The organism is Streptomyces pyxinicus, assembly GCF_024753135.1.
GTDB lineage: Bacteria > Actinomycetota > Actinomycetes > Streptomycetales > Streptomycetaceae > Streptomyces > Streptomyces pyxinicus.
In genome coordinates, this window is the sequence record NZ_JANUGP010000017.1 from 151756 (window position 1) to 169106 (window position 17351).

Genomic DNA, 17351 nt, shown 5'->3' on the forward strand with positions numbered 1-17351 from the left:
GCGACGCCCGACCGCTCAGCCGGTCCGGACGAGGGCCGCGCGGACGCGCTCGTGGTCGGTGATGGGCGCCAGATGGGCGGCGCCTTCGATGGTCAGGACCCGGGCTCCGCGCCGTAGCGCCGTGTGGGCCGCGTCGGCGAAGAAGGGCGACGCTCCGAACCTGATGTACGTCGTCGGCGGGTGCGGATGGCCGGGGACGGTGCCGGGCAGGGGCTCCTCGTGGGTGGCGCGGCTCAGCGGCCGGGCCCTCGCGGTCACCCACTTCAGGTCGGCTGATGTGAGCCCCATGGCCTCGAAGCCGAAGGGCGGGATCAGCCATGCCTCCCGCGCCGGTCGCAGAGCGGCAGCGGCATCACACGCGTCGCGCAGAACGGGTTGGAGGTCGAAGGCGGACTGGCCCGGCGCGGGCAGGTAGGCATCCAGGTACACGAGGTGCTGGATGCGGTGCGGTCGCTCGTATCCGGCACCGGTGATGACCATGCCCCCGTAGCTGTGGCCCACGAGGACCACGTCGGTGAGATCGTGCCGGTCGATCAGCGCGACCACCTCGGCGATGTGGGTGCTCAGTCCGACGCCGGGAGCGGCCGGGGCGAGTGAGGGGCACAGGACGGTGTGACCGGACGCCCGCAGCACGGGGGCGACCCGCTCCCACGCCCAGCCGCCCAGCCACGAACCGTGCACGAGAACGAAGGTGGCCATCAGCGCTCCGGCTCGGTCCTGGCCGCCCAGGAGGAGCGGATGTCCCGCAGGATCCACTTCAGCCGGTCGTCGGGGATCAGGAAGCCGCCGACTCCGGACGAGAACAGTACGTCGTACACGCGCTGCGACGCCTCGGTGAGCCGCTCCGCGACGTCCTCGCCGTCCTCCGGTTTCGCGGGGAGCAGGATGACGATGGTGTCGTCCCGCTGTTCCACCGCCTCGATGGCGAAGTCCTCGCGCGGACGGTGGCCCGACTCCTCGCACAGCACTGCTTTCGGGTCGGCGAGGAGCCTCTCCCGGTAGGCGCTGTCGTTGACGAGCCGAAGGGTGTGGAGGGTCCCGGCGTCATGATGCATGGCTGCTCCGCGTGGTATCGGTGCCGGTCCGGGCCTCGTGGAAACTCCGGCGCATGGCCAGCAGCTCGGTCTTGAGCCGTTCGGGCAGCAGCCAGACGAAATTGTCCCCGCTGCGCCACAGGTCCATGAGGTTCACGGGCTCGCGGCGGTCCGGCTCGTCCGGCCGCTTCGCCGGTGGGACGACGTAGTACAGCGTGTCGCGTTTCTGCATCCTGACCTGCACCTTGGTCCCCGGAGCCACGCTCACGCCCAGCGACGCCAGCGCCTCCAGGGGCTCGCGCTCCAGGCGCGCGGCGAAGGACGGGTCTTCCCAGGCGCGGCGGGTGAGTGCCGTTTCGAGATCTTGGTCCTCGCCCGCGGGGGGTGTCTCGCGGCCGCCTCGTCCGGGGAGCGCGGCGACCACCTGGACCTCCAGGAGGTATTCCGGTGCGAAGAGTGCGGGCACGCCCACCAGCGTGCTCGCGGGTGCTTCCGAGACACCGGCCCGCAGCGGTCCGAAGATCGCGGGCAGCAGCTTGGGGGTGTAGTCGACGACGTAGACGGTCTCTTCGATGATGTCGTCGCGGGTGGCGCCGACCGCGGCGAGTGCGGCGTCGAGGTTACGGGCGATCTGTGCCGCCTGTGCCTCGTGGTCGCCGAGCCCCACGGGCTGTCCTTGCGCGTCCCAGGCGACCTGTCCGGAGAGATGCGCGAGGCGGGTTCCGTCGACGGTGACGATCTGGCTGATCTGGTCGGACGGGTTGTGCACGGAGGGTGGGCTGACGCGGTTCACGGGCATGGTCAGCTCCTTGAGGAGGGCGTGCCCGCCCAAGCTGTCAGCGCGTGGACCCGCTCGGCGGCGCGCGCGTCGGCGTCGGTGGTACGGGTGGCCCACGCGACGTGGCCGTCGGGGCGTACGAGAACCTCGGTCACCCCGTCGAGGGCCGCGTGCTCGTCGTACTTGTCCACGGTGACGGCCGTGACCCGCGAGCCCCAGCCCAGGTCGACGGCCTCGCGAAGGGCCGGGTCCCCGGCCAGGCCGAGCAGGATGAAGCGGCCCCGGGTGAGCAGTTCGTACACCCGTGTCGCCTCCGAACCGGCGGCGGTCAGCCCGACATCGGGCATGCGCCGCCCCACCAGCGGATCGGCGTCCGGGTCGGCCGGCGGATAGTGGGTGCCGAGCGCGGAGACCTGATCGGCGAGCCGACGGTTGACCTGCGGCATACCCAGCAGTTGGTCGAGGAGCTCGCGCAGGGCCGCGGCCGGACGCTGGTACTGCGGGACCAGCGTCAGCTCCGCCAGCAGGGTCTGCACCTCGGTGTTCTCGGTCATCGACCGGCCGACCGGCCGGCGTTCCCCGTCGTAACTGTCCAGCAGCCCGGGCGGGGCCCAGCCGCCGACCGCGGCGGCCAGCTTCCATCCCAGGTTCACGGCGTCCTGGAGCCCGGTGTTGAGCCCCTGGCCCGCCGCGGGGAAGTGGATGTGGGCGGCGTCGCCCGCCAGCAGGACGCGTCCCGAACGGTAGCTTGCCGCGAGCCGGGTGGCGTTGCCGAACCGCGACAGCCAGCGGGGCTCGGCGATCCCGCAGTCGGAGCCGGTGATCCGGGTGAGCGACGTGCGGAACTCCTCCAGGGTCACGGGTTCCCGGGCCGGCACCCTGATCCGCTCCGGATCCAGGTAGACGAACCGGGTGAGCCCGTCCTCCAGCGGGGCGACGATCACGCCGCGGGCGCGTGCCGCGTCGAGGGCGCCGGGCCGCGGGTCGACGACCGCGAAGTCCCCGAGCACCCCGGTCAGGGTCTCGTCGGTGCCGGGGAAGTCGATCCGTGCGGCCTGCCGTACGACGCTGCGCCCGCCGTCGCACCCGACCGCGTAGCGGCCGCGTACGGTCTCGGTGCCGCCGCCGGGGACGCGGGTCTCCATCTCGACCCCGTCGGCGTCCTGGCGCACGGTGAGGGTCTCGCATCCCCGGCTGATCTCCACGCCCAGCTCGTGTGCCCGCTCCTCAAGGATCGCCTCGGTGCGCGCCTGGGCCAGGAAGAGGGTGTAGCCGTGCCGGGAGTCGAGGGCGCTGAAGTCCAGCTGGGTGGGCAGCCCCGCGAAGTGCCAGCCCGGCACGGTCCGCCCGAGCGGGAGGAAGCGGTCGAGCAGCCCTCGCTGGTCCATCAGTTCCGCGCTGCGCGGGTGCAGGCTCAGCGCCCGCGAATTGCGCTGCGGTTCGGTGCGGCGCTCCAGGACGCGGGTCCGTACGCCTGCCAGAGCCAGCTCGCAGGCGAGCATCAGCCCGGTCGGGCCGGCGCCTACGACGATCACATCGGCGTTCATCGGAGATGTCCTCCTCTATTTAGTGAACAACGTTCACGTGAACGGTGTTCATTATATGGAGGCCCCTGAGCGTCCCGTCAAGCGCGACCACAGCCCCCACCCGCCGCGGTCGAACGGCGAATGGGGGCTGTGGTGCGGGCGGCTGGAGCGGTTGCGCCGGCCGGCCGTCATCGACGCCGCGCCGAACCCGTAAGCACACCCGGGTCCGACGACGGGGACTACCGGGCCGAGGCCGTCAGGTCGCCGCGGCGGGGTGCCGCGAAGGCCGCCAGGTCGGCGCGGGTCAGGCCGCTGAGGCGGGCGACCTCGGCGATGTCGAGGGCGCCGCAGTCCAGGCCGCGCAGCAGGTAGCCGCTGAGGGCCTTGGCGGTGGCGGGCTCGTCCATGACGTCGCCGGCGGTGTGGTGGGCGTAGCGGGCGAGGCGGCCGGCGGCCTGCTCGAAGCCCTCGCGGTAGAAGGCGAAGACGGCCGCGTAGCGGGTGGGGATGTGGCCGGGGTGCATGTCCCAGCCCTGGTAGTAGGCGCGGGCGAGGGCGCGGCGGGTGAGGCCGTAGTGCAGGCGCCAGGCGTCGTGGACCTTGGCGGTGGGGCCGACGGGCAGCACGTTGGTGGAGCCGTCCGAGACGCGTACGCCGGTGCCGGCCGCGGCGACCTGCATGACCGCCTTGGCGTGGTCGGCGGCCGGATGGTCGCCGGCCTGGTGGGCGGCGGAGACGCCGAGGCAGGCGCTGTAGTCGAAGGTGCCGTAGTGCAGGCCGGTGGCGCGGCCCTCGGCGGCCTGGATCATCCGGGCGACGGCGGCGGTGCCGTCGGTGGCGAGGATGGACTGGCTGGTCTCGATCTGGATCTCGAAGCCGAGCCGGCCGGCGTCGAGTCCGTGCGCCTTCTCGAAGGCCTCCAGGAGCCGGACGAAGGCGCTCACCTGCTCGGGGTAGGTGACCTTGGGCAGGGTCAGCACCAGGCCCTCGGGCAGACCGCCGGCCCGCGTCAGGCCGGTGAGGAAGACATCGAGGGTGCGGATACCCCGGTCGCGTACGCCGGCTTCCATGCACTTCATGCGGATGCCCATGTACGGCGCCGCCGTGCCGTCGCGGTGGGCCTCGGCGATCAGGCGGGCCGCGCGGGCCGCGGTCTCGTCCTCCTCGGCGTCGGGGCGGGGGCCGTAGCCGTCCTCGAAGTCGACGCGCAGGTCTTCGATCGGTTCGCGCTCCAGTTTGGCGCGGACGCGGGAGTACACCGGTTCGGCGAGGTCGTCGGGGAGCCCGAGGACGGCGGCGAAGGAGGCTGCGTCCGGGGCGTGTTCGTCGAGTGCGGCGAGGGCCCGGTCGCCCCAGGCGCGCAGGGTGTCGGCGGCGAAGGCGTCGCCGGGGACGTAGACGGTGTGGACGGGCTGGCGGGTGCCGGGGTCCCCGGGGTAGCGGCGCTCCAGTTCCGCGTCGACCGGTGCGAGGGAGGCGCTGATCTCCTCGCTGACGGCGCCCGCGAGGCTCGTCGCCACCTTCTCCTGCTGACCCATCCCACACCCTCCAGTTTTCCGCTGTACGGAATCAACAATCCGTAGAATGAAGTTATCCGGGGTGGTTCCCGCCGGTCAACACCCTCTCGGAGTGCGGGCGGGCGCCGTCTTCAGGATGCGCCGAGGCCCCCGCGACCGGGCGGGTCACGGGGGCCTCGGCGGGCGGGCGGGGGCTCAGCCCTTGCGGGCCTTGACCTCGTCGGTCAACTGCGGGACGACGTCGAAGAGGTCACCGACCACGCCGAAGTCGACCAGCTCGAAGATCGGGGCCTCGGCGTCCTTGTTGACGGCCACGATCGTCTTGGAGGTCTGCATGCCGGCGCGGTGCTGGATCGCGCCGGAGATGCCGTTGGCGATGTAGAGCTGCGGCGAGACCGACTTGCCGGTCTGGCCGACCTGGTTGGTGTGCGGGTACCAGCCGGCGTCGACGGCGGCACGCGAGGCGCCGACGGCCGCGCCGAGCGAGTCGGCGAGGGCCTCGATGATCGCGAAGTTGTCGGCGCCGTTGACACCGCGGCCGCCGGAGACCACGATCGCGGCCTCGGTCAGCTCCGGGCGGCCCGTCGACTCGCGCGGCGTGCGGCCGGTGACCTTGGTGCCGGTCGCCTGGGCGGAGAAGGAGACGGACAGCGCCTCGACCGCGCCGGCGGCCGGGGCGGCCTCGACGGCGGCCGAGTTCGGCTTGACCGTGATGACCGGGGTGCCCTTGATGACACGGGTCTTGGTGGAGTAGGACGCGGCGAACACCGACTGGGTGGCCACCGGGCCCTCGTCGCCGGCCTCCAGGTCGACGGCGTCGGTGATGATGCCGGAACCGATGCGCAGCGCGAGGCGGGCGGCGATCTCCTTGCCCTCGGCGGAGGACGGGACCAGCACGGCGGCCGGGGAGACGGCCTCGTGGGCGGCCTGGAGGGCGTCCACCTTCGGGACGACCAGGTAGTCGGCGTACTCGGACGCGTCGTGGGTGAGGACCTTCACCGCGCCGTGCTCGGCGAGGGCGGCGGCGGTGTCGGCGGCGCCGTTGCCGAGCGCGACGGCGACGGGCTCGCCGAGGCGGCGGGCCAGGGTCAGCAGCTCCAGGGTGGGCTTGCGGACGGCGCCGTCCACGTGGTCGACGTAGACGAGGACTTCAGCCATGGGATTGCTCTCCTGCTAAAAGAGGGTGAGGTGCGGTCGGCGGCTGCGGGCTCAGATGAACTTCTGGCCCGCGAGGAACTCGGCGAGCTGCTTGCCGCCCTCGCCCTCGTCCTTGACGATGGTGCCGGCCGTGCGGGCCGGACGCTCGGTCGCGGTCTCGACCTTGGTGAACGCGCCGTCGAGACCGACCTCCTCGGCCTCGATGTCCAGGTCGGACAGGTCCCAGGACTCCACCGGCTTCTTCTTGGCCGCCATGATGCCCTTGAAGGACGGGTAGCGGGCCTCGCCGGACTGGTCGGTGACCGACACGATCGCGGGGAGCTGCGCCTGGAGCTGCTCGGAAGCGGCGTCGCCGTCCCGGCGGCCGGTCACGACGCCGTCCTCGACGGAGACCTCGGAGAGCAGGGTGACCTGCGGGACGCCGAGGCGCTCGGCGACCAGCGCCGGTACGACGCCCATGGTGCCGTCGGTGGAGGCCATGCCGGAGATGACGAGGTCGTAGCCCGCCTTCTCGATCGCCTTGGCCAGGACCAGGGAGGTGCCGATGGCGTCGGTGCCGTGCAGGTCGTCGTCCTCGACGTGGATCGCCTTGTCGGCGCCCATCGACAGGGCCTTGCGGAGCGCGTCCTTGGCGTCCTCGGGGCCGACCGTCAGCACGGTGACCTCGGCGTCGTCCGCGTTCTCCGCGATCTGGAGGGCCTGTTCGACCGCGTACTCGTCCAGTTCGGAGAGCAGACCGTCCACGTCGTCGCGGTCGACGGTCAGGTCATCGGCGAAGTGCCGGTCGCCAGTGGCGTCGGGCACGTACTTCACAGTGACAACGATCCTCAAGCTCACGCCGGCTCTCCTACTGCATCGTCATTTCCGGGCTGCCTCTTGCAGGCAGCATAGGCGCCTGAAGCGGCCGATCCCGGTCGGGGCGTCCGCGCGCTCCGACCGAAATATTACTCGCCAGTACACTCAGTTCATGCCCGCTAAGCAAGCGCTTTGAACTGTGACCTTCGCAACGCAGCGTAACCGGAACCCGACCACCGTGCAGAGCCGGCCGGCGTGATCAATCCCGCAGGCCGTTGAAGCGGCCCTGGTGGTAGAGGAGCGGGCGGCCGGAGCCCGAGGGGTCCCCGAGCACCACCTCGGCCAGCACGATCCGGTGGTCGCCGGCCGGTACCCGGCCCACGACCCGGCACACCAGCCAGGCCAGCACGTCGTCGAGCACCGGAACGCCTTCCGGGCCCTCGCGCCAGGCGGTCGGCGCGCCGAACCGGTCGGCGCCGCTGCGCGCGAAGGTGGCCGCCAGCTCGCTCTGGTGCTCGCCGAGTATGTGCACGCCGACATGGCCGGCCTCGGAGACGGCGGGCCAGCTGGAGGCGCCGGTGCCGATGCCGAAGGAGAGCAGGGGCGGTTCGGCCGAGACGGAGGTGAGGGAGGTGGCGGTGAAGCCGACCGGGCCGCCCTCGCCGCGGGCGGTGACCACCGCGACCCCGGCGGCGTGCCGGCGGAAGGTGGAGCGGAGCAGGTCGGGGGAGGCGAGCCGGGGGGTGCGGAGATCGGGCGTGGCCGTCATGGAGGGGTCCTTCTGCCGTAGGTCACTGGCGGGGCCGTCGGTGCTCACCGGCCCGGACAGCGCGCGCTCGCGTTGCGGGCGAGGTCGACGTGCGCGCGCCCATAGAGAAGGAGTTCGGTCGGCATGGGGTCAGGCTGACGACAGGTGGTGCGCGCGGTCAAGTGCGGCCCTGAGGCCGACAGCGGCCCTGCGGCGTGCTGATGCCCTCTCACACCGCCTCCCCCAGCGCCGCGATGACGTCGGCCTTCCGGGGCTGCCCGGCGGCGCGGCGCACCACGCGGCCCTCGGCGTCGAGGACCAGCACGGTGGGGGTCTTCAAGATCTCCAGTTCGCGTACGAGGTCCAGGCGCGCCTCGGCGTCGATCTCGACGTGGGTGACCCCGGGGACGATCCCGGCGACCTCGCCGAGGACGCGCCGGGTGGCCCGGCAGGGCGCGCAGAAGGCGCTGGAGAACTGCACGAGGGTGGCCCGCTCGCCGAGTTCGCCGCCCAGTTCGGCCGCACCGAGCCGCTTGCCGTCGTCCCGCCCGCCCACCCGCACCCTCCCGCTCCGCCGCCTGCGCGGCACTCCGTGGGCGCCCGCGCGGCGAGCACCGCCGCGCACACCACCACTCCGGTCATCACCAGCACAAGCATTCAGCGCACCGCAAAGATTCCCGACTCCCGAGGGCGATTCCGGGCGGCGGCTCGGGGCCGCCGGCCGGGCTGCGAGATGTTCCTGCTTCCGAAGAGGGTCACTGTTTCCGGTGGAGTGAAGGGGACGTAAGGACCCAAGGCGGGATGTAGGCCGACGTGACGAGGATCTCGCCGCAGCCGGGCACCAGGGCTGGCTACCCGTCCGTTCTTCGGGCACGATCTGCGAGACACCGTAAAACCTACGGCCGCGTAACTTCCCCGCCGGGAGCCCCCTTTCCCGAGCAGAGCAGAAAGGGCCCGTCCCCCCATGGCAGAGTTGGTCTACCGTCCCGTCATCGGTTTCGCCAAGACCTTGTTCAAGGCCTGGGATCTGAAGATCGACTGCAAGGGTTCGGAGAACATCCCGCGCTCGGGCGGTGCCGTGCTGGTGAGCAATCACATCAGTTATCTGGACTTCGTCTTCAACGGTCTCGCCGCTCTGCCGCAGAAGCGTCTCGTGCGCTTCATGGCGAAGGAGTCCGTCTTCCGGCACAAGGTCTCCGGGCCGCTGATGCGCGGCATGAAGCACATCCCGGTGGACCGCAAGCAGGGTGAGGCGGCCTACGCGCACGCGCTGGACTCGCTGCGCTCCGGCGAGGTCATCGGGGTGTTCCCGGAGGCCACGATCTCCGAGTCCTTCACGCTGAAGAGCTTCAAGTCCGGGGCCGCCCGGCTGGCCCAGGAGGCGGGCGTACCGCTGGTGCCGATGGCGGTGTGGGGCACCCAGCGGCTGTGGACGAAGGGGCACCCGCGCAACTTCAGACGCGACCACCTGCCCGTCACCATCCGGGTCGGCGAGGCCGTCGAGGCGCCCCGTGACCAGTACGCGGGCGCCATCACGCGCCGGCTGCGCGAGCGCGTCCAGGAACTGCTGGAAGCGGCCCAGCGCGCCTACCCCGGCCGCCCCAAGGGCCCGGAGGACTCCTGGTGGCTCCCGTCCCACCTCGGCGGCTCGGCCCCGACGGCGGAGCAACTGCGCACGGCCGAGGTGCACTGACGGTACGTCGGCTCGCCGGTCACCCGGGCAGAGCGGTCGTCAGCGTTCTTCCACAGCGCCGGCCGGTCCGCGGCGCGTCGAGGACGGCCGGGTGCGGTGCGGCGTACGACTCGGGAGGGTCCAGTTCGCCGGCGGCGGGATCGGGAACCCAGGCCGGCCGCTCGCCGTCGAGGGAGAACCGCGCGTCCACGCCCGGCTTGGTGCCGCCGGGCTCCTGGCGGTGCCAGGCGCCGTGGCAGCGGACGGCGACCAGACCGCGGACGAGATGGCCGCCGGCGTCGTCGGTGAGGCGCTGACAGCAGAGGGCGGCGGGGATGTCCTCCGCCCGCAGCAGGGCCGCCAGCGCGTGGCTCTCGGCGTGGTAGACGCCGGTGCGCAGGGTGGGGACGTCGGAGGCGCGCCAGGTGACGCGGAGGTCGCCGGAGCCCTGGGAGTGCGGAACGGCGTCCCGGACGAACTCGTAGGCGGCCCGCGCGTAGTCGTACGGGTCGGTGGCATCGCGGGCCGGCCGGGCGGCGGTCTCCCGGACCAGCGGGTGGTGGTGATCGACGGCCGGACCGGTGGCCAGGTAGGCGGAGAGGCCGGCGCTGCGCCGGATCGGCCGCATGCGCGCAGAGCAGAGGAACGCGGCCACCCGAGCGTCAATGACTTTTCGGATGGCCGCATACCCATGCAGGGGCCGTCAGCGGGCCATCTCCTCCTTGAGGGCGGCCACGAACGAGTCGACGTCGTCCTCGGTGGTGTCGTAGGAGCACATCCAGCGCACCACCCCGGCGGCCTCGTCCCAGAAGTAGAACCGGAACCGCTTCTGGAGCCGCTCGCTCACGTCGTTCGGCAGCTGGGCGAAGACGCCGTTGGCCTGCACCGGGTAGAGGATCTCCACGCCGTGCACCGCGCGGACGCCCTCGGCCAGCCGCTGGGCCATCTCGTTGGCGTGCCGGGCGTTGCGCAGCCACAGGTCCTTGGCGAGCAGCGCCTCCAACTGCACCGAGACGAAACGCATCTTCGACGCCAGCTGCATGCTCATCTTGCGAATGTGCTTCATGTGGCGCACGGCGTCCTGGTTGATGACGACGACCGCCTCGCCGAACACCGCGCCGTTCTTGGTGCCGCCCAGCGACAGCAGGTCGACGCCCGCCGCGTTGGTGAACGTCCGCAGGGGCACGTCCAGGGAGGCGGCGGCGTTGGCTATCCGGGAACCGTCCAGGTGCACCCGCATGCCGTGCGCGTGGGCGTGCTCGCAGATCGCGCGCACCTCGTCCGGCGTGTAGAGGGTGCCCAGCTCGGTGCTCTGGGTGATCGAGACGACCTGCGGCATCGCGCGGTGCTCGTCCTCCCAGCCCCAGGCCTGCCGGTCGATCAGCTCGGGCGTCAGCTTGCCGTCGGGCGTGGGCACCGTCAGCAGTTTCAGACCGGCCATGCGCTCGGGCGCGCCGCCCTCGTCCACGTTGATGTGGGCGCTGTCGGCGCAGATCACCGCACCCCAGCGGTCGGTGACCGCCTGGAGCGCGACCACGTTGGCGCCGGTGCCGTTGAAGACCGGGAACGCCTCCGCGGTGGCCCCGAAGTGACCCCGGATGACCCGCTGGAGGTTCTCGGTGTACTCGTCCTCGCCGTAGGCCACCTGGTGGCCGCCGTTGGCCAGGGCCAGGGCGGCCAGCACCTCCGGGTGGGCTCCGGCGTAGTTGTCACTGGCGAAACCGCGGACCTGCGGGTCGTGATGGCGACGGGCGTCGGTCCTGGGAGGGTTCACGGCTTCTCGGTCAGCCACAGACGGTTTCCGTTCACTTCTGCGGCGGGCTTGCTCCAGACGCCCTCGATGGCCTCGGCCAGGTCCTTGACGTCCGTGAAGCCCGCGAACTTCGCGTTGGGTCGTTCGGCGCGCATCGCGTCGTGCACCAGCGCCTTCACCACCAGGATGGCAGCCGCCGAGCGGGGGCCCTGCTCACCCCCCGCCTTGCGGAAGCCGTCGGCCATGGCGAGTGTCCAGGCCTCGGCCGCGGCCTTGGCGGCGGCGTACGCCGCGTTGCCCGCCGTCGGCTTCTGGGTGCCGGCGGCGCTGGTGAGCACGTACCGGCCGCGGTCGCTGCGCTGGAGGGCGTCGAAGAACGCGAGGGAGGTGTGCTGGACGGTGCGGATCAGCAGCTTCTCCAGCAGGTCCCAGTCGGCGAGGTCGGTCTCGGCGAACTTCGCGCTGCCGCGCCAGCCGCCCACGAGGTGCACCAAGCCGTCGACGCGGCCGTGGTCCTTCTCGATGCGGGCGGCCCAGGCCCGGGTGTCGTCCAGGTCGAGCAGGTCGACCGTCTCCCCGGTGACGGTGGCACCGCCGCGGGCGTAGCGGGCCGCGTCCACGGCCTCCGCCAGGCGTTCGGCGTTGTTGTCGGCGCCGACGACGACCGCGCCCGCCTCCGCGAGCCGGACCAGCGTCGCGTGCCCGGCGGGACCGCCCGCGCCGGCCACCGCGATCACCGCACCACTGAGAGACCCGTTCCCCACCATGTTCTTCCCCTCTTGAGCAGCTTGAGCAGTGTTCGTCCGGCGGTCGTCGCTCACGCGGCGAGCCGGTCGGCGCCGTCCGCCGTGATGCCCTTGGTCGAGGCGATCACGTTCTTCAGCTTCTTGGACAGGGCCTCATAGAACATGCTCAGCGGAAACTCGTCCGGAAGCACGTCGTCCACGAGCTTGCGCGGCGGCTGGTCCAGGTCCAGGGCGCCGGGACCCTTGGCCCACTTGGAGCCGGGGTGCGGGGCGAGGTAGCCGGAGACCAGCTCGTAGCCGGCGAACCAGTGCACGAGCTTGGGGCGGTCGATGCCGTCGCGGTAGAGCTTCTCTATCTCGGCGCACAGCTGGTTGGTGACCTGCGGGGCGCGCTCCCAGTCGATGGCGAGCTTGTTGTCGGTCCAGCGGACGACGTCGTGCTTGTGCAGGTAGGCGAAGAGGAGCTGGCCGCCGAGGCCGTCGTAGTTGCGGACGCGGTCGCCGGTGACCGGGAAGCGGAACATCCGGTCGAAGAGCACCGCGTACTGCACGTCACGGGCCTGCGGGACGCCGTCGGCCTGGAGCTTGACGGCCTCCTTGAAGGCGGTCAGGTCGCAGCGCAGCTCTTCCAGACCGTACATCCAGAACGGCTGGCGCTGCTTGATCATGAACGGGTCGAACGGCAGGTCGCCGTGGCTGTGGGTGCGGTCGTGGACCATGTCCCACAGCACGAAGGCCTCTTCGCAGCGCTTCTGGTCGTGCACCATCGCGGCGATGTCCTCGGGCAGTTCCAGCCCCAGCAGGCCGACGGCCGCCTCGGTCACCCGGCGGAAGCGGGCGGCCTCGCGGTCGCAGAAGATGCCACCCCAGGAGAAACGTTCCGGCGCCTCGCGTACAGCGATGGTCTCCGGGAAGAGCACCGCGGAGTTGGTGTCGTAGCCCGAGGTGAAGTCCTCGAAGGTGATGCCGCAGAACAGCGGGTTGTCGTAGCGGGTGCGCTCCAACTCGGCCAGCCAGTCCGGCCAGACCATGCGCAGCACGACCGCCTCCAGGTTGCGGTCCGGGTTGCCGTTCTGCGTGTACATCGGGAAGACGACCAGGTGCTGGAGGCCGTCCTCGCGGCGCGCGGCGGGCTGGAAGGCCAGCAGCGAGTCGAGGAAGTCCGGCACCGCGAAGCCGCCCTCCGCCCAGTGACGCAGATCCTTCACGAGGGCCTCGTGGTAGGCGGCGTCGTGCGGCAGCAGCGGGGCGAGCCGCTCGACGGCGTCGGCGACACGCTCGACGGCGGCCGTCGCCTCGGCACGCTCGGGGGCGCCCTCGCCCTCGAAGTCGATCGAGCCGTCCTTCGACTGCCACGGCCGGATGCGCTCGACGGCATCCTTGAGCACGGGCCAGGCCGGGTGCTCGATCACCCTGGTCGGCGAAGAAACCCGCTCCTCCGCGCCCGCCTGCACAAGAATTTCCGTCATGATCCCATCCTCCACGGGAGAACCTCGCGTATGGACACCGTATGCATACCCCGTTTCTCCCAGCAAGAGGTGTCTCGGGAAATTATTCTGCCCAGCCGCTTGGTCACCGATGTTTTTCCTGTCAGAAACCGTGACGACGCTCACTTTGTTTGTGCGCAAGCATGAAGGAAAGGGGGCATAGCGCACGAAAAGGAGTGACCAGGGACGAGGGCGAGGGCGATGGCCGGGTCGGATACCGGCCATCCGTCCATCGTGACGCTGCGTTATCACCCGCGCACATGCGGGTTCATCACGGGTCCCGGCCATTAGGCTGCGAGCCTGCCCGCGCGGACGACGGCGTTCGCCCGTCACGCGCGTGCCGGTCCGCCGTCGACGGAAGCGAGTCGAACCTTGAACTTCCTTACCATCGGTCACCGCGGGGTCATGGGTGTCGAGCCCGAGAACACCCTTCGTTCCTTCATCGCCGCGCAGCACGCCGGCCTCGATCTCATCGAACTCGACCTGCACATGAGCAAGGACGGTGCCCTGGTCGTCATGCACGACACGGAGGTGGACCGGACGACGGACGGCTCCGGGCCCATCGCCGAGAAGACCCTCGCCGAGCTGCGCGGACTCGACGCGGGACGCGGGGAGCGGGTGCCGGTGTTCGAGGAGGTGCTGGACGCGGTGGACACACCGCTCCAGGCCGAGATCAAGGACGTCGCGGCGGCCCGGGCGCTGGCGGAGGTGATGCGCGGGCGGGACCTGGTCGGGCGCGTGGAGGTGTCCTCGTTCCACGACGAGGCGGTCGCGGAGATCGCCCGGCTGGTGCCGGGCGTGCGCACCGCGCTGATCGCGAGCCGCTACGGCACCGACGTCGTGGACCGCGCGGTCGCCGTGGGCGCGCCGACCGTCTGCCTCAACATCCGCCGGCTCACCCTGGAGGTCGTCGAGCACGCGCGCGCGTCCGGGCTGCGGGTCATCGGCTGGGTGGTCAACACGCAGGAGCACCTGCGACTGGTCCGTGCGCTGGAGCTGGACGGCGCCACGACCGACTATCCGGAGATCAAGCGCACGGGCCGTTTTACGGCGTGAGCCGACCGTTTCGTCGCGTGAGCCGGCCGTTTCGTGTGGCCCGGCGTTTCGTCGCGTGAGCCGGTCGCCTCACCGTGTGGCCCGGGCGCTTCTTCGCGTGGTCCGGGCGCTTCTTCGCGTGGTCCGGGCGCTTCCCCGCCTGGCCCGGGCGCTTCCCCGCCTGGCCCGGGCAGCCGGGCGTGGCTCAGGCGAGCGGCTTGACCAGCAACTCGAACCGCAGGTCGGCGCGCTGCGGGATGCCGAAGCGCTCGTCGCCGTACGGGAACGGGGACATCCGTCCCGTACGGCGGTAGCCGCGGCGCTCGTACCAGGCGATCAGGTCCTCGCGCACGGAGATCACCGTCATGTGCATCTCGGTGGCGCCCCAGGCGGCGCGGGCCAGGCGCTCGGCCTCCGTCATGACGGCCCTGCCGAGACCGGCGCCCTGGAGGGTGGGGCTGACCGCGAACATGCCGAAGTAGGCGTGGTCGCCGCGGTGTTCCAGCTGGCAGCAGGCGACGATCCGGCCGTCCCGTTCGACGGTCAGCAGCCGGCTGTCGGGCGACTTGATCACCTGGAGCACGCCTTCGGCGTCGGTACGCTGTCCGTCCAGGATGTCCGCCTCGGTGGTCCACCCGGCCCGGCTGGCGTCCCCGCGGTACGCGGACTCGACCAGCGCGACGAGCGCGTCGACGTCGGCGTCGGTGGCGTCACGGAAGGTGAGTCCGGCGGGGGCGGTGTCCATGGGGGATCTCCGTTCTCGGGCGTGCTGCGATGAGCCTAACCCTGCCACTAGGCTCCGCCGTCATGGTGCATGTACTCAGCAGCCGGACACTTCTGCGGCCCACCGACCCCGAGCGTTCCCGCGCCTTCTACGGCGGACAACTGGGCCTGCCCGTCTACCGGGAGTTCGGTACGGGCCCCGAGCGGGGCACGGTCTACTTCCTCGGCGGCGGCTTCCTGGAGGTCTCCGGCCGCGCCGACACGGCCGCCTCCCCCAGTGTGGCCCTGTGGCTCCAGGTCGAGGACGCGGGCGCGGCTCACGAGGAGCTGCGGGCGAAGGGCGTGGAGATCGTCCGGCCGCCGGTCCGGGAGCCGTGGGGCCTGATCGAGATGTGGCTCGCGGACCCGGACGGCACACGGATCGTGCTGGTGGAGATCCCGGCGGACCATCCGCTGCGGTATCGGCCGGGGATCTAGCGCCCCGCGTCTGCGATGGCCGGGTTCCGGGGCCGGGGTTAGCGTGCGAGGACGAGAGGTGGCGCGCTCCGGCCGGAAGGAACCCAGCATGCAGTTCGACCAACCCGTGACCGGCGGTCCCTGCTGGGCCGAGCTGGGGACCGGGGACCTGGAAGGGGCCAAGCGGTTCTACGCCGAGCTGTTCGGATGGCGGCCGGAGACCGATCAGCGGCAGGAAGCGGGCGGGTACACCGTCGCGCGTCTGGGGGACGCGGCGGTGGCCGCGCTGAGCCCGCTCTACCAGGAGTCCCAGCCGGTGGCCTGGAACGTGTCCTTCGCGGTGGCCGACGCGGACGCGGCGCTGGCCAGGCTGCGGGAGGCCGGCGGGGCGGTGGTCTTCGGCCCCACGGACGTGTTCGACGCGGGCCGCTTCGCGGTGGCCGCCGATCCCACGGGCGCGGTGTTCCAGCTGTGGCAGGCGCGGTCCTTCCCCGGTGCCGGTCTGTTCAACGCGCCCGGCACAGTCGGCTGGGTGGAGTTGCAAACCCGGGACACCGGCCGGGCCCGGGAGTTCTACACCTCGGTGTTCGGCTGGAGCGTCCGCGCCGCCCCCGAGTACACCCAGTGGGGCGTCGACGGGGCGGACTTCGGCGGCATGGCCGACATGGGCGACCGGTACCCGCCCGAGGTGCCGGCGCACTGGCTGCCGTACTTCGCGGTGGACGACGTGGACGTGGCGGCCGAGAGCGCGGCGGAGGCGGGCGGTGCCGTGCTGCTGGCTCCCGTCTCGGTGCCGGACGGCCCGCGCATCGCGCTGCTGCGGGACCCGCAGGGCGCCGCGTTCGGGGTGCACCGGGCCGACGAACAGGCGTGACCGCCGCCCGCGCGAGCGCTTGCGCCGGAGCGCGCTTCAAGTCCCGGCATGGTGTCCGACCTGTTCGCTTCCTCGCCTGCGGCGGCTGCGCACGGACCGGCTCGACGTGCTGTGGGTACGTCACGCCGGGCGACGAGGTGATGGATGCCCTGGACGACCTGGTGAGGTCGGGCAAGGCGCTGTCGGTGGGTGTGTCGGACTGGCCGGCGTGGGAGATCGCCCGGGCCAACGCCCTGGCGGAGCGGGCTCGCGGCTGCGCCACAGCCTGCTGGAGCGCACTCCCGAGCGTGATCTGCTGCCGCGGGCCCGGGCGTTCGACCTGACGGTGTTCGCCTGGGCGCCGCTGGCGGCGGGGCTGCTCACCGGCACGTACCGGCGCGGTGAGGCCGGCCAGCTGGACGCCTTCGGGCAGACGCCGCAGAGCCGGGAGGAGGACGTCGTCAGCGCCGTGCCGGCCGTCGCGGCGGAGGGCGGCCGGAGCGCGGCGCAGGTGGCGCCGGCCTGACTGCTGAGCCGGCCCGGCGACGTCGTACCGATCGTCTCGGCGACCAGGCCCGGACAGCCCGCCGGCAATCTGGCGGCCACCGGGGTACGGCTGGACGAGGTGAGCGCCGTACCGCCCATGACGTCCCCTGAGCGGTCCCTCAGGCGCGCAGCGCGCCGCTTGTCAGTCCCTCAAGCCGGCTGAGCAGTTCGCCGAGCAGGCCCGCCAGTTCGCCCTGGCCGGCGGGGTCGAGGACGGAGAGGACGGCCGTCTCGTAGCGGAGCTGTTCGGGCAGGATGCCGTCGACCAAGGCGCGGCCGGCGTCGGTGAGGCGGAGATGGGCCACGCGGCGGTCACGGGTGTCGCCGCGCCGCTCGACCAGTCCGCGTTCGGTGAGCTGCTTGAGCCGTTTGGTGACGGCGGCCCCGGAGGAGAAGGTCTCCCGGGCCAGCTCCCCCGGCGTCAGCTCGTGCCCGGTGCGGCGCAGCGCGCCGAGCAGGTCGAACTCCGGACGGCTGAGCCCCGCCCGCCGCAACGGCGCGTCCTCGGCCTGCTGGAGGAGAGG

19 protein-coding genes and 1 pseudogene are annotated in these 17351 nt (G+C 71.9%); 5 read left to right on the top strand and 15 right to left on the bottom strand.

Features of this window, described 5'->3' with window-relative positions:
* Positions 1-15 precede the first annotated feature (15 nt).
* From NX794_RS22190 to NX794_RS22230, 9 genes and pseudogenes are all read right to left on the bottom strand, one after another.
* On the bottom strand, positions 16-699 hold the full coding sequence (locus NX794_RS22190; RefSeq protein ID WP_258780445.1) for an alpha/beta fold hydrolase: 684 nt from the start codon (positions 697-699) through the stop codon (positions 16-18).
* Positions 699-1055: a hypothetical protein gene (locus tag NX794_RS22195; protein WP_258780447.1), complete on the bottom strand. Its 357-nt coding sequence runs from the start codon at positions 1053-1055 to the stop codon at positions 699-701. Before NX794_RS22195 ends, NX794_RS22190 begins: the two co-directional genes overlap by 1 nt.
* Positions 1045-1833 (bottom strand): Rid family hydrolase, encoded by a 789-nt coding sequence (locus NX794_RS22200; protein ID WP_258780449.1) that lies wholly within the window; start codon positions 1831-1833, stop codon positions 1045-1047. The genes NX794_RS22195 and NX794_RS22200 overlap by 11 nt, the downstream gene beginning before the upstream one ends.
* Before the next feature lie 2 nt (positions 1834-1835).
* Entirely contained in the window at positions 1836-3359 is a 1524-nt protein-coding gene (locus NX794_RS22205; RefSeq protein ID WP_258780451.1) for a monooxygenase, read from the bottom strand.
* A gap of 218 nt (positions 3360-3577) precedes the next feature.
* The gene (locus NX794_RS22210) at positions 3578-4876 is read right to left on the bottom strand and encodes an HpcH/HpaI aldolase/citrate lyase family protein (protein WP_258780453.1); all 1299 of its coding nucleotides are present in this window, start codon (positions 4874-4876) and stop codon (positions 3578-3580) included.
* 174 nt (positions 4877-5050) lie between these two features.
* A complete protein-coding gene (locus NX794_RS22215; protein ID WP_258780454.1) occupies positions 5051-6013 on the bottom strand; it encodes an electron transfer flavoprotein subunit alpha/FixB family protein in 963 nt (320 codons plus the stop codon).
* A gap of 51 nt (positions 6014-6064) precedes the next feature.
* Positions 6065-6850 (bottom strand): electron transfer flavoprotein subunit beta/FixA family protein, encoded by a 786-nt coding sequence (locus NX794_RS22220; RefSeq protein WP_258780456.1) that lies wholly within the window; start codon positions 6848-6850, stop codon positions 6065-6067.
* A 217-nt stretch (positions 6851-7067) separates the two neighbouring features.
* Complete coding sequence (locus tag NX794_RS22225; protein ID WP_258780457.1) at positions 7068-7577, bottom strand: flavin reductase family protein; 510 nt, start codon at positions 7575-7577, stop codon at positions 7068-7070.
* A 208-nt stretch (positions 7578-7785) separates the two neighbouring features.
* Positions 7786-8198: pseudogene (locus tag NX794_RS22230) on the bottom strand (TlpA family protein disulfide reductase).
* Between the two features lie 322 nt (positions 8199-8520).
* Between NX794_RS22230 and NX794_RS22235 the strand changes: the two are divergent.
* Complete coding sequence (locus NX794_RS22235; RefSeq protein WP_258780459.1) at positions 8521-9249, top strand: lysophospholipid acyltransferase family protein; 729 nt, start codon at positions 8521-8523, stop codon at positions 9247-9249.
* A 19-nt stretch (positions 9250-9268) separates the two neighbouring features.
* On the opposite strand, the gene NX794_RS22240 is transcribed toward NX794_RS22235, so the two are convergent.
* From NX794_RS22240 to NX794_RS22255, 4 genes are all read right to left on the bottom strand, one after another.
* Positions 9269-9856: a transglutaminase-like domain-containing protein gene (locus NX794_RS22240; protein ID WP_258780460.1), complete on the bottom strand. Its 588-nt coding sequence runs from the start codon at positions 9854-9856 to the stop codon at positions 9269-9271.
* A gap of 75 nt (positions 9857-9931) precedes the next feature.
* Positions 9932-11002 carry a threonine aldolase family protein gene (locus NX794_RS22245; RefSeq protein ID WP_258780461.1) on the bottom strand — a complete coding sequence of 357 codons (1071 nt, stop codon included), beginning with the start codon at positions 11000-11002 and terminating at the stop codon, positions 9932-9934.
* Positions 10999-11745, bottom strand: coding sequence for an SDR family NAD(P)-dependent oxidoreductase (locus tag NX794_RS22250; protein WP_258780477.1), 747 nt, complete (start codon positions 11743-11745; stop codon positions 10999-11001). Before NX794_RS22250 ends, NX794_RS22245 begins: the two co-directional genes overlap by 4 nt.
* 53 nt (positions 11746-11798) lie before the next feature.
* Positions 11799-13196, bottom strand: a complete 1398-nt coding sequence (locus tag NX794_RS22255; protein WP_258780462.1) for a DUF6421 family protein — start codon at positions 13194-13196, stop codon at positions 11799-11801.
* A gap of 390 nt (positions 13197-13586) precedes the next feature.
* Between NX794_RS22255 and NX794_RS22260 the strand changes: the two genes are divergently transcribed.
* A complete protein-coding gene (locus tag NX794_RS22260; RefSeq protein ID WP_258780463.1) occupies positions 13587-14270 on the top strand; it encodes a glycerophosphodiester phosphodiesterase in 684 nt (227 codons plus the stop codon).
* Positions 14271-14454: 184 nt separating this feature from the next.
* Here the strand turns inward: NX794_RS22260 and NX794_RS22265 are convergent, their stop codons facing one another.
* Entirely contained in the window at positions 14455-14994 is a 540-nt protein-coding gene (locus NX794_RS22265) for a GNAT family N-acetyltransferase (RefSeq protein ID WP_258780465.1), read from the bottom strand.
* A gap of 62 nt (positions 14995-15056) precedes the next feature.
* Between NX794_RS22265 and NX794_RS22270 the strand changes: the two genes are divergently transcribed.
* The 3 genes from NX794_RS22270 (at position 15057) to NX794_RS36110 (ending at position 16807) form a co-directional block, all read left to right on the top strand.
* The gene (locus tag NX794_RS22270; RefSeq protein WP_258780466.1) at positions 15057-15449 is read left to right on the top strand and encodes a VOC family protein; all 393 of its coding nucleotides are present in this window, start codon (positions 15057-15059) and stop codon (positions 15447-15449) included.
* 88 nt (positions 15450-15537) lie between these two features.
* The gene (locus NX794_RS22275; protein ID WP_258780468.1) at positions 15538-16302 is read left to right on the top strand and encodes a VOC family protein; all 765 of its coding nucleotides are present in this window, start codon (positions 15538-15540) and stop codon (positions 16300-16302) included.
* Between the two features lie 208 nt (positions 16303-16510).
* Positions 16511-16807 carry an aldo/keto reductase gene (locus NX794_RS36110; RefSeq protein WP_428985942.1) on the top strand — a complete coding sequence of 99 codons (297 nt, stop codon included), beginning with the start codon at positions 16511-16513 and terminating at the stop codon, positions 16805-16807.
* 139 nt (positions 16808-16946) lie between these two features.
* Here NX794_RS36110 and NX794_RS22285 read toward each other — a convergent pair.
* A partial coding sequence (locus NX794_RS22285) for a MarR family winged helix-turn-helix transcriptional regulator (protein ID WP_258780470.1) occupies positions 16947-17351 on the bottom strand: 405 nt, incomplete at its 5' end.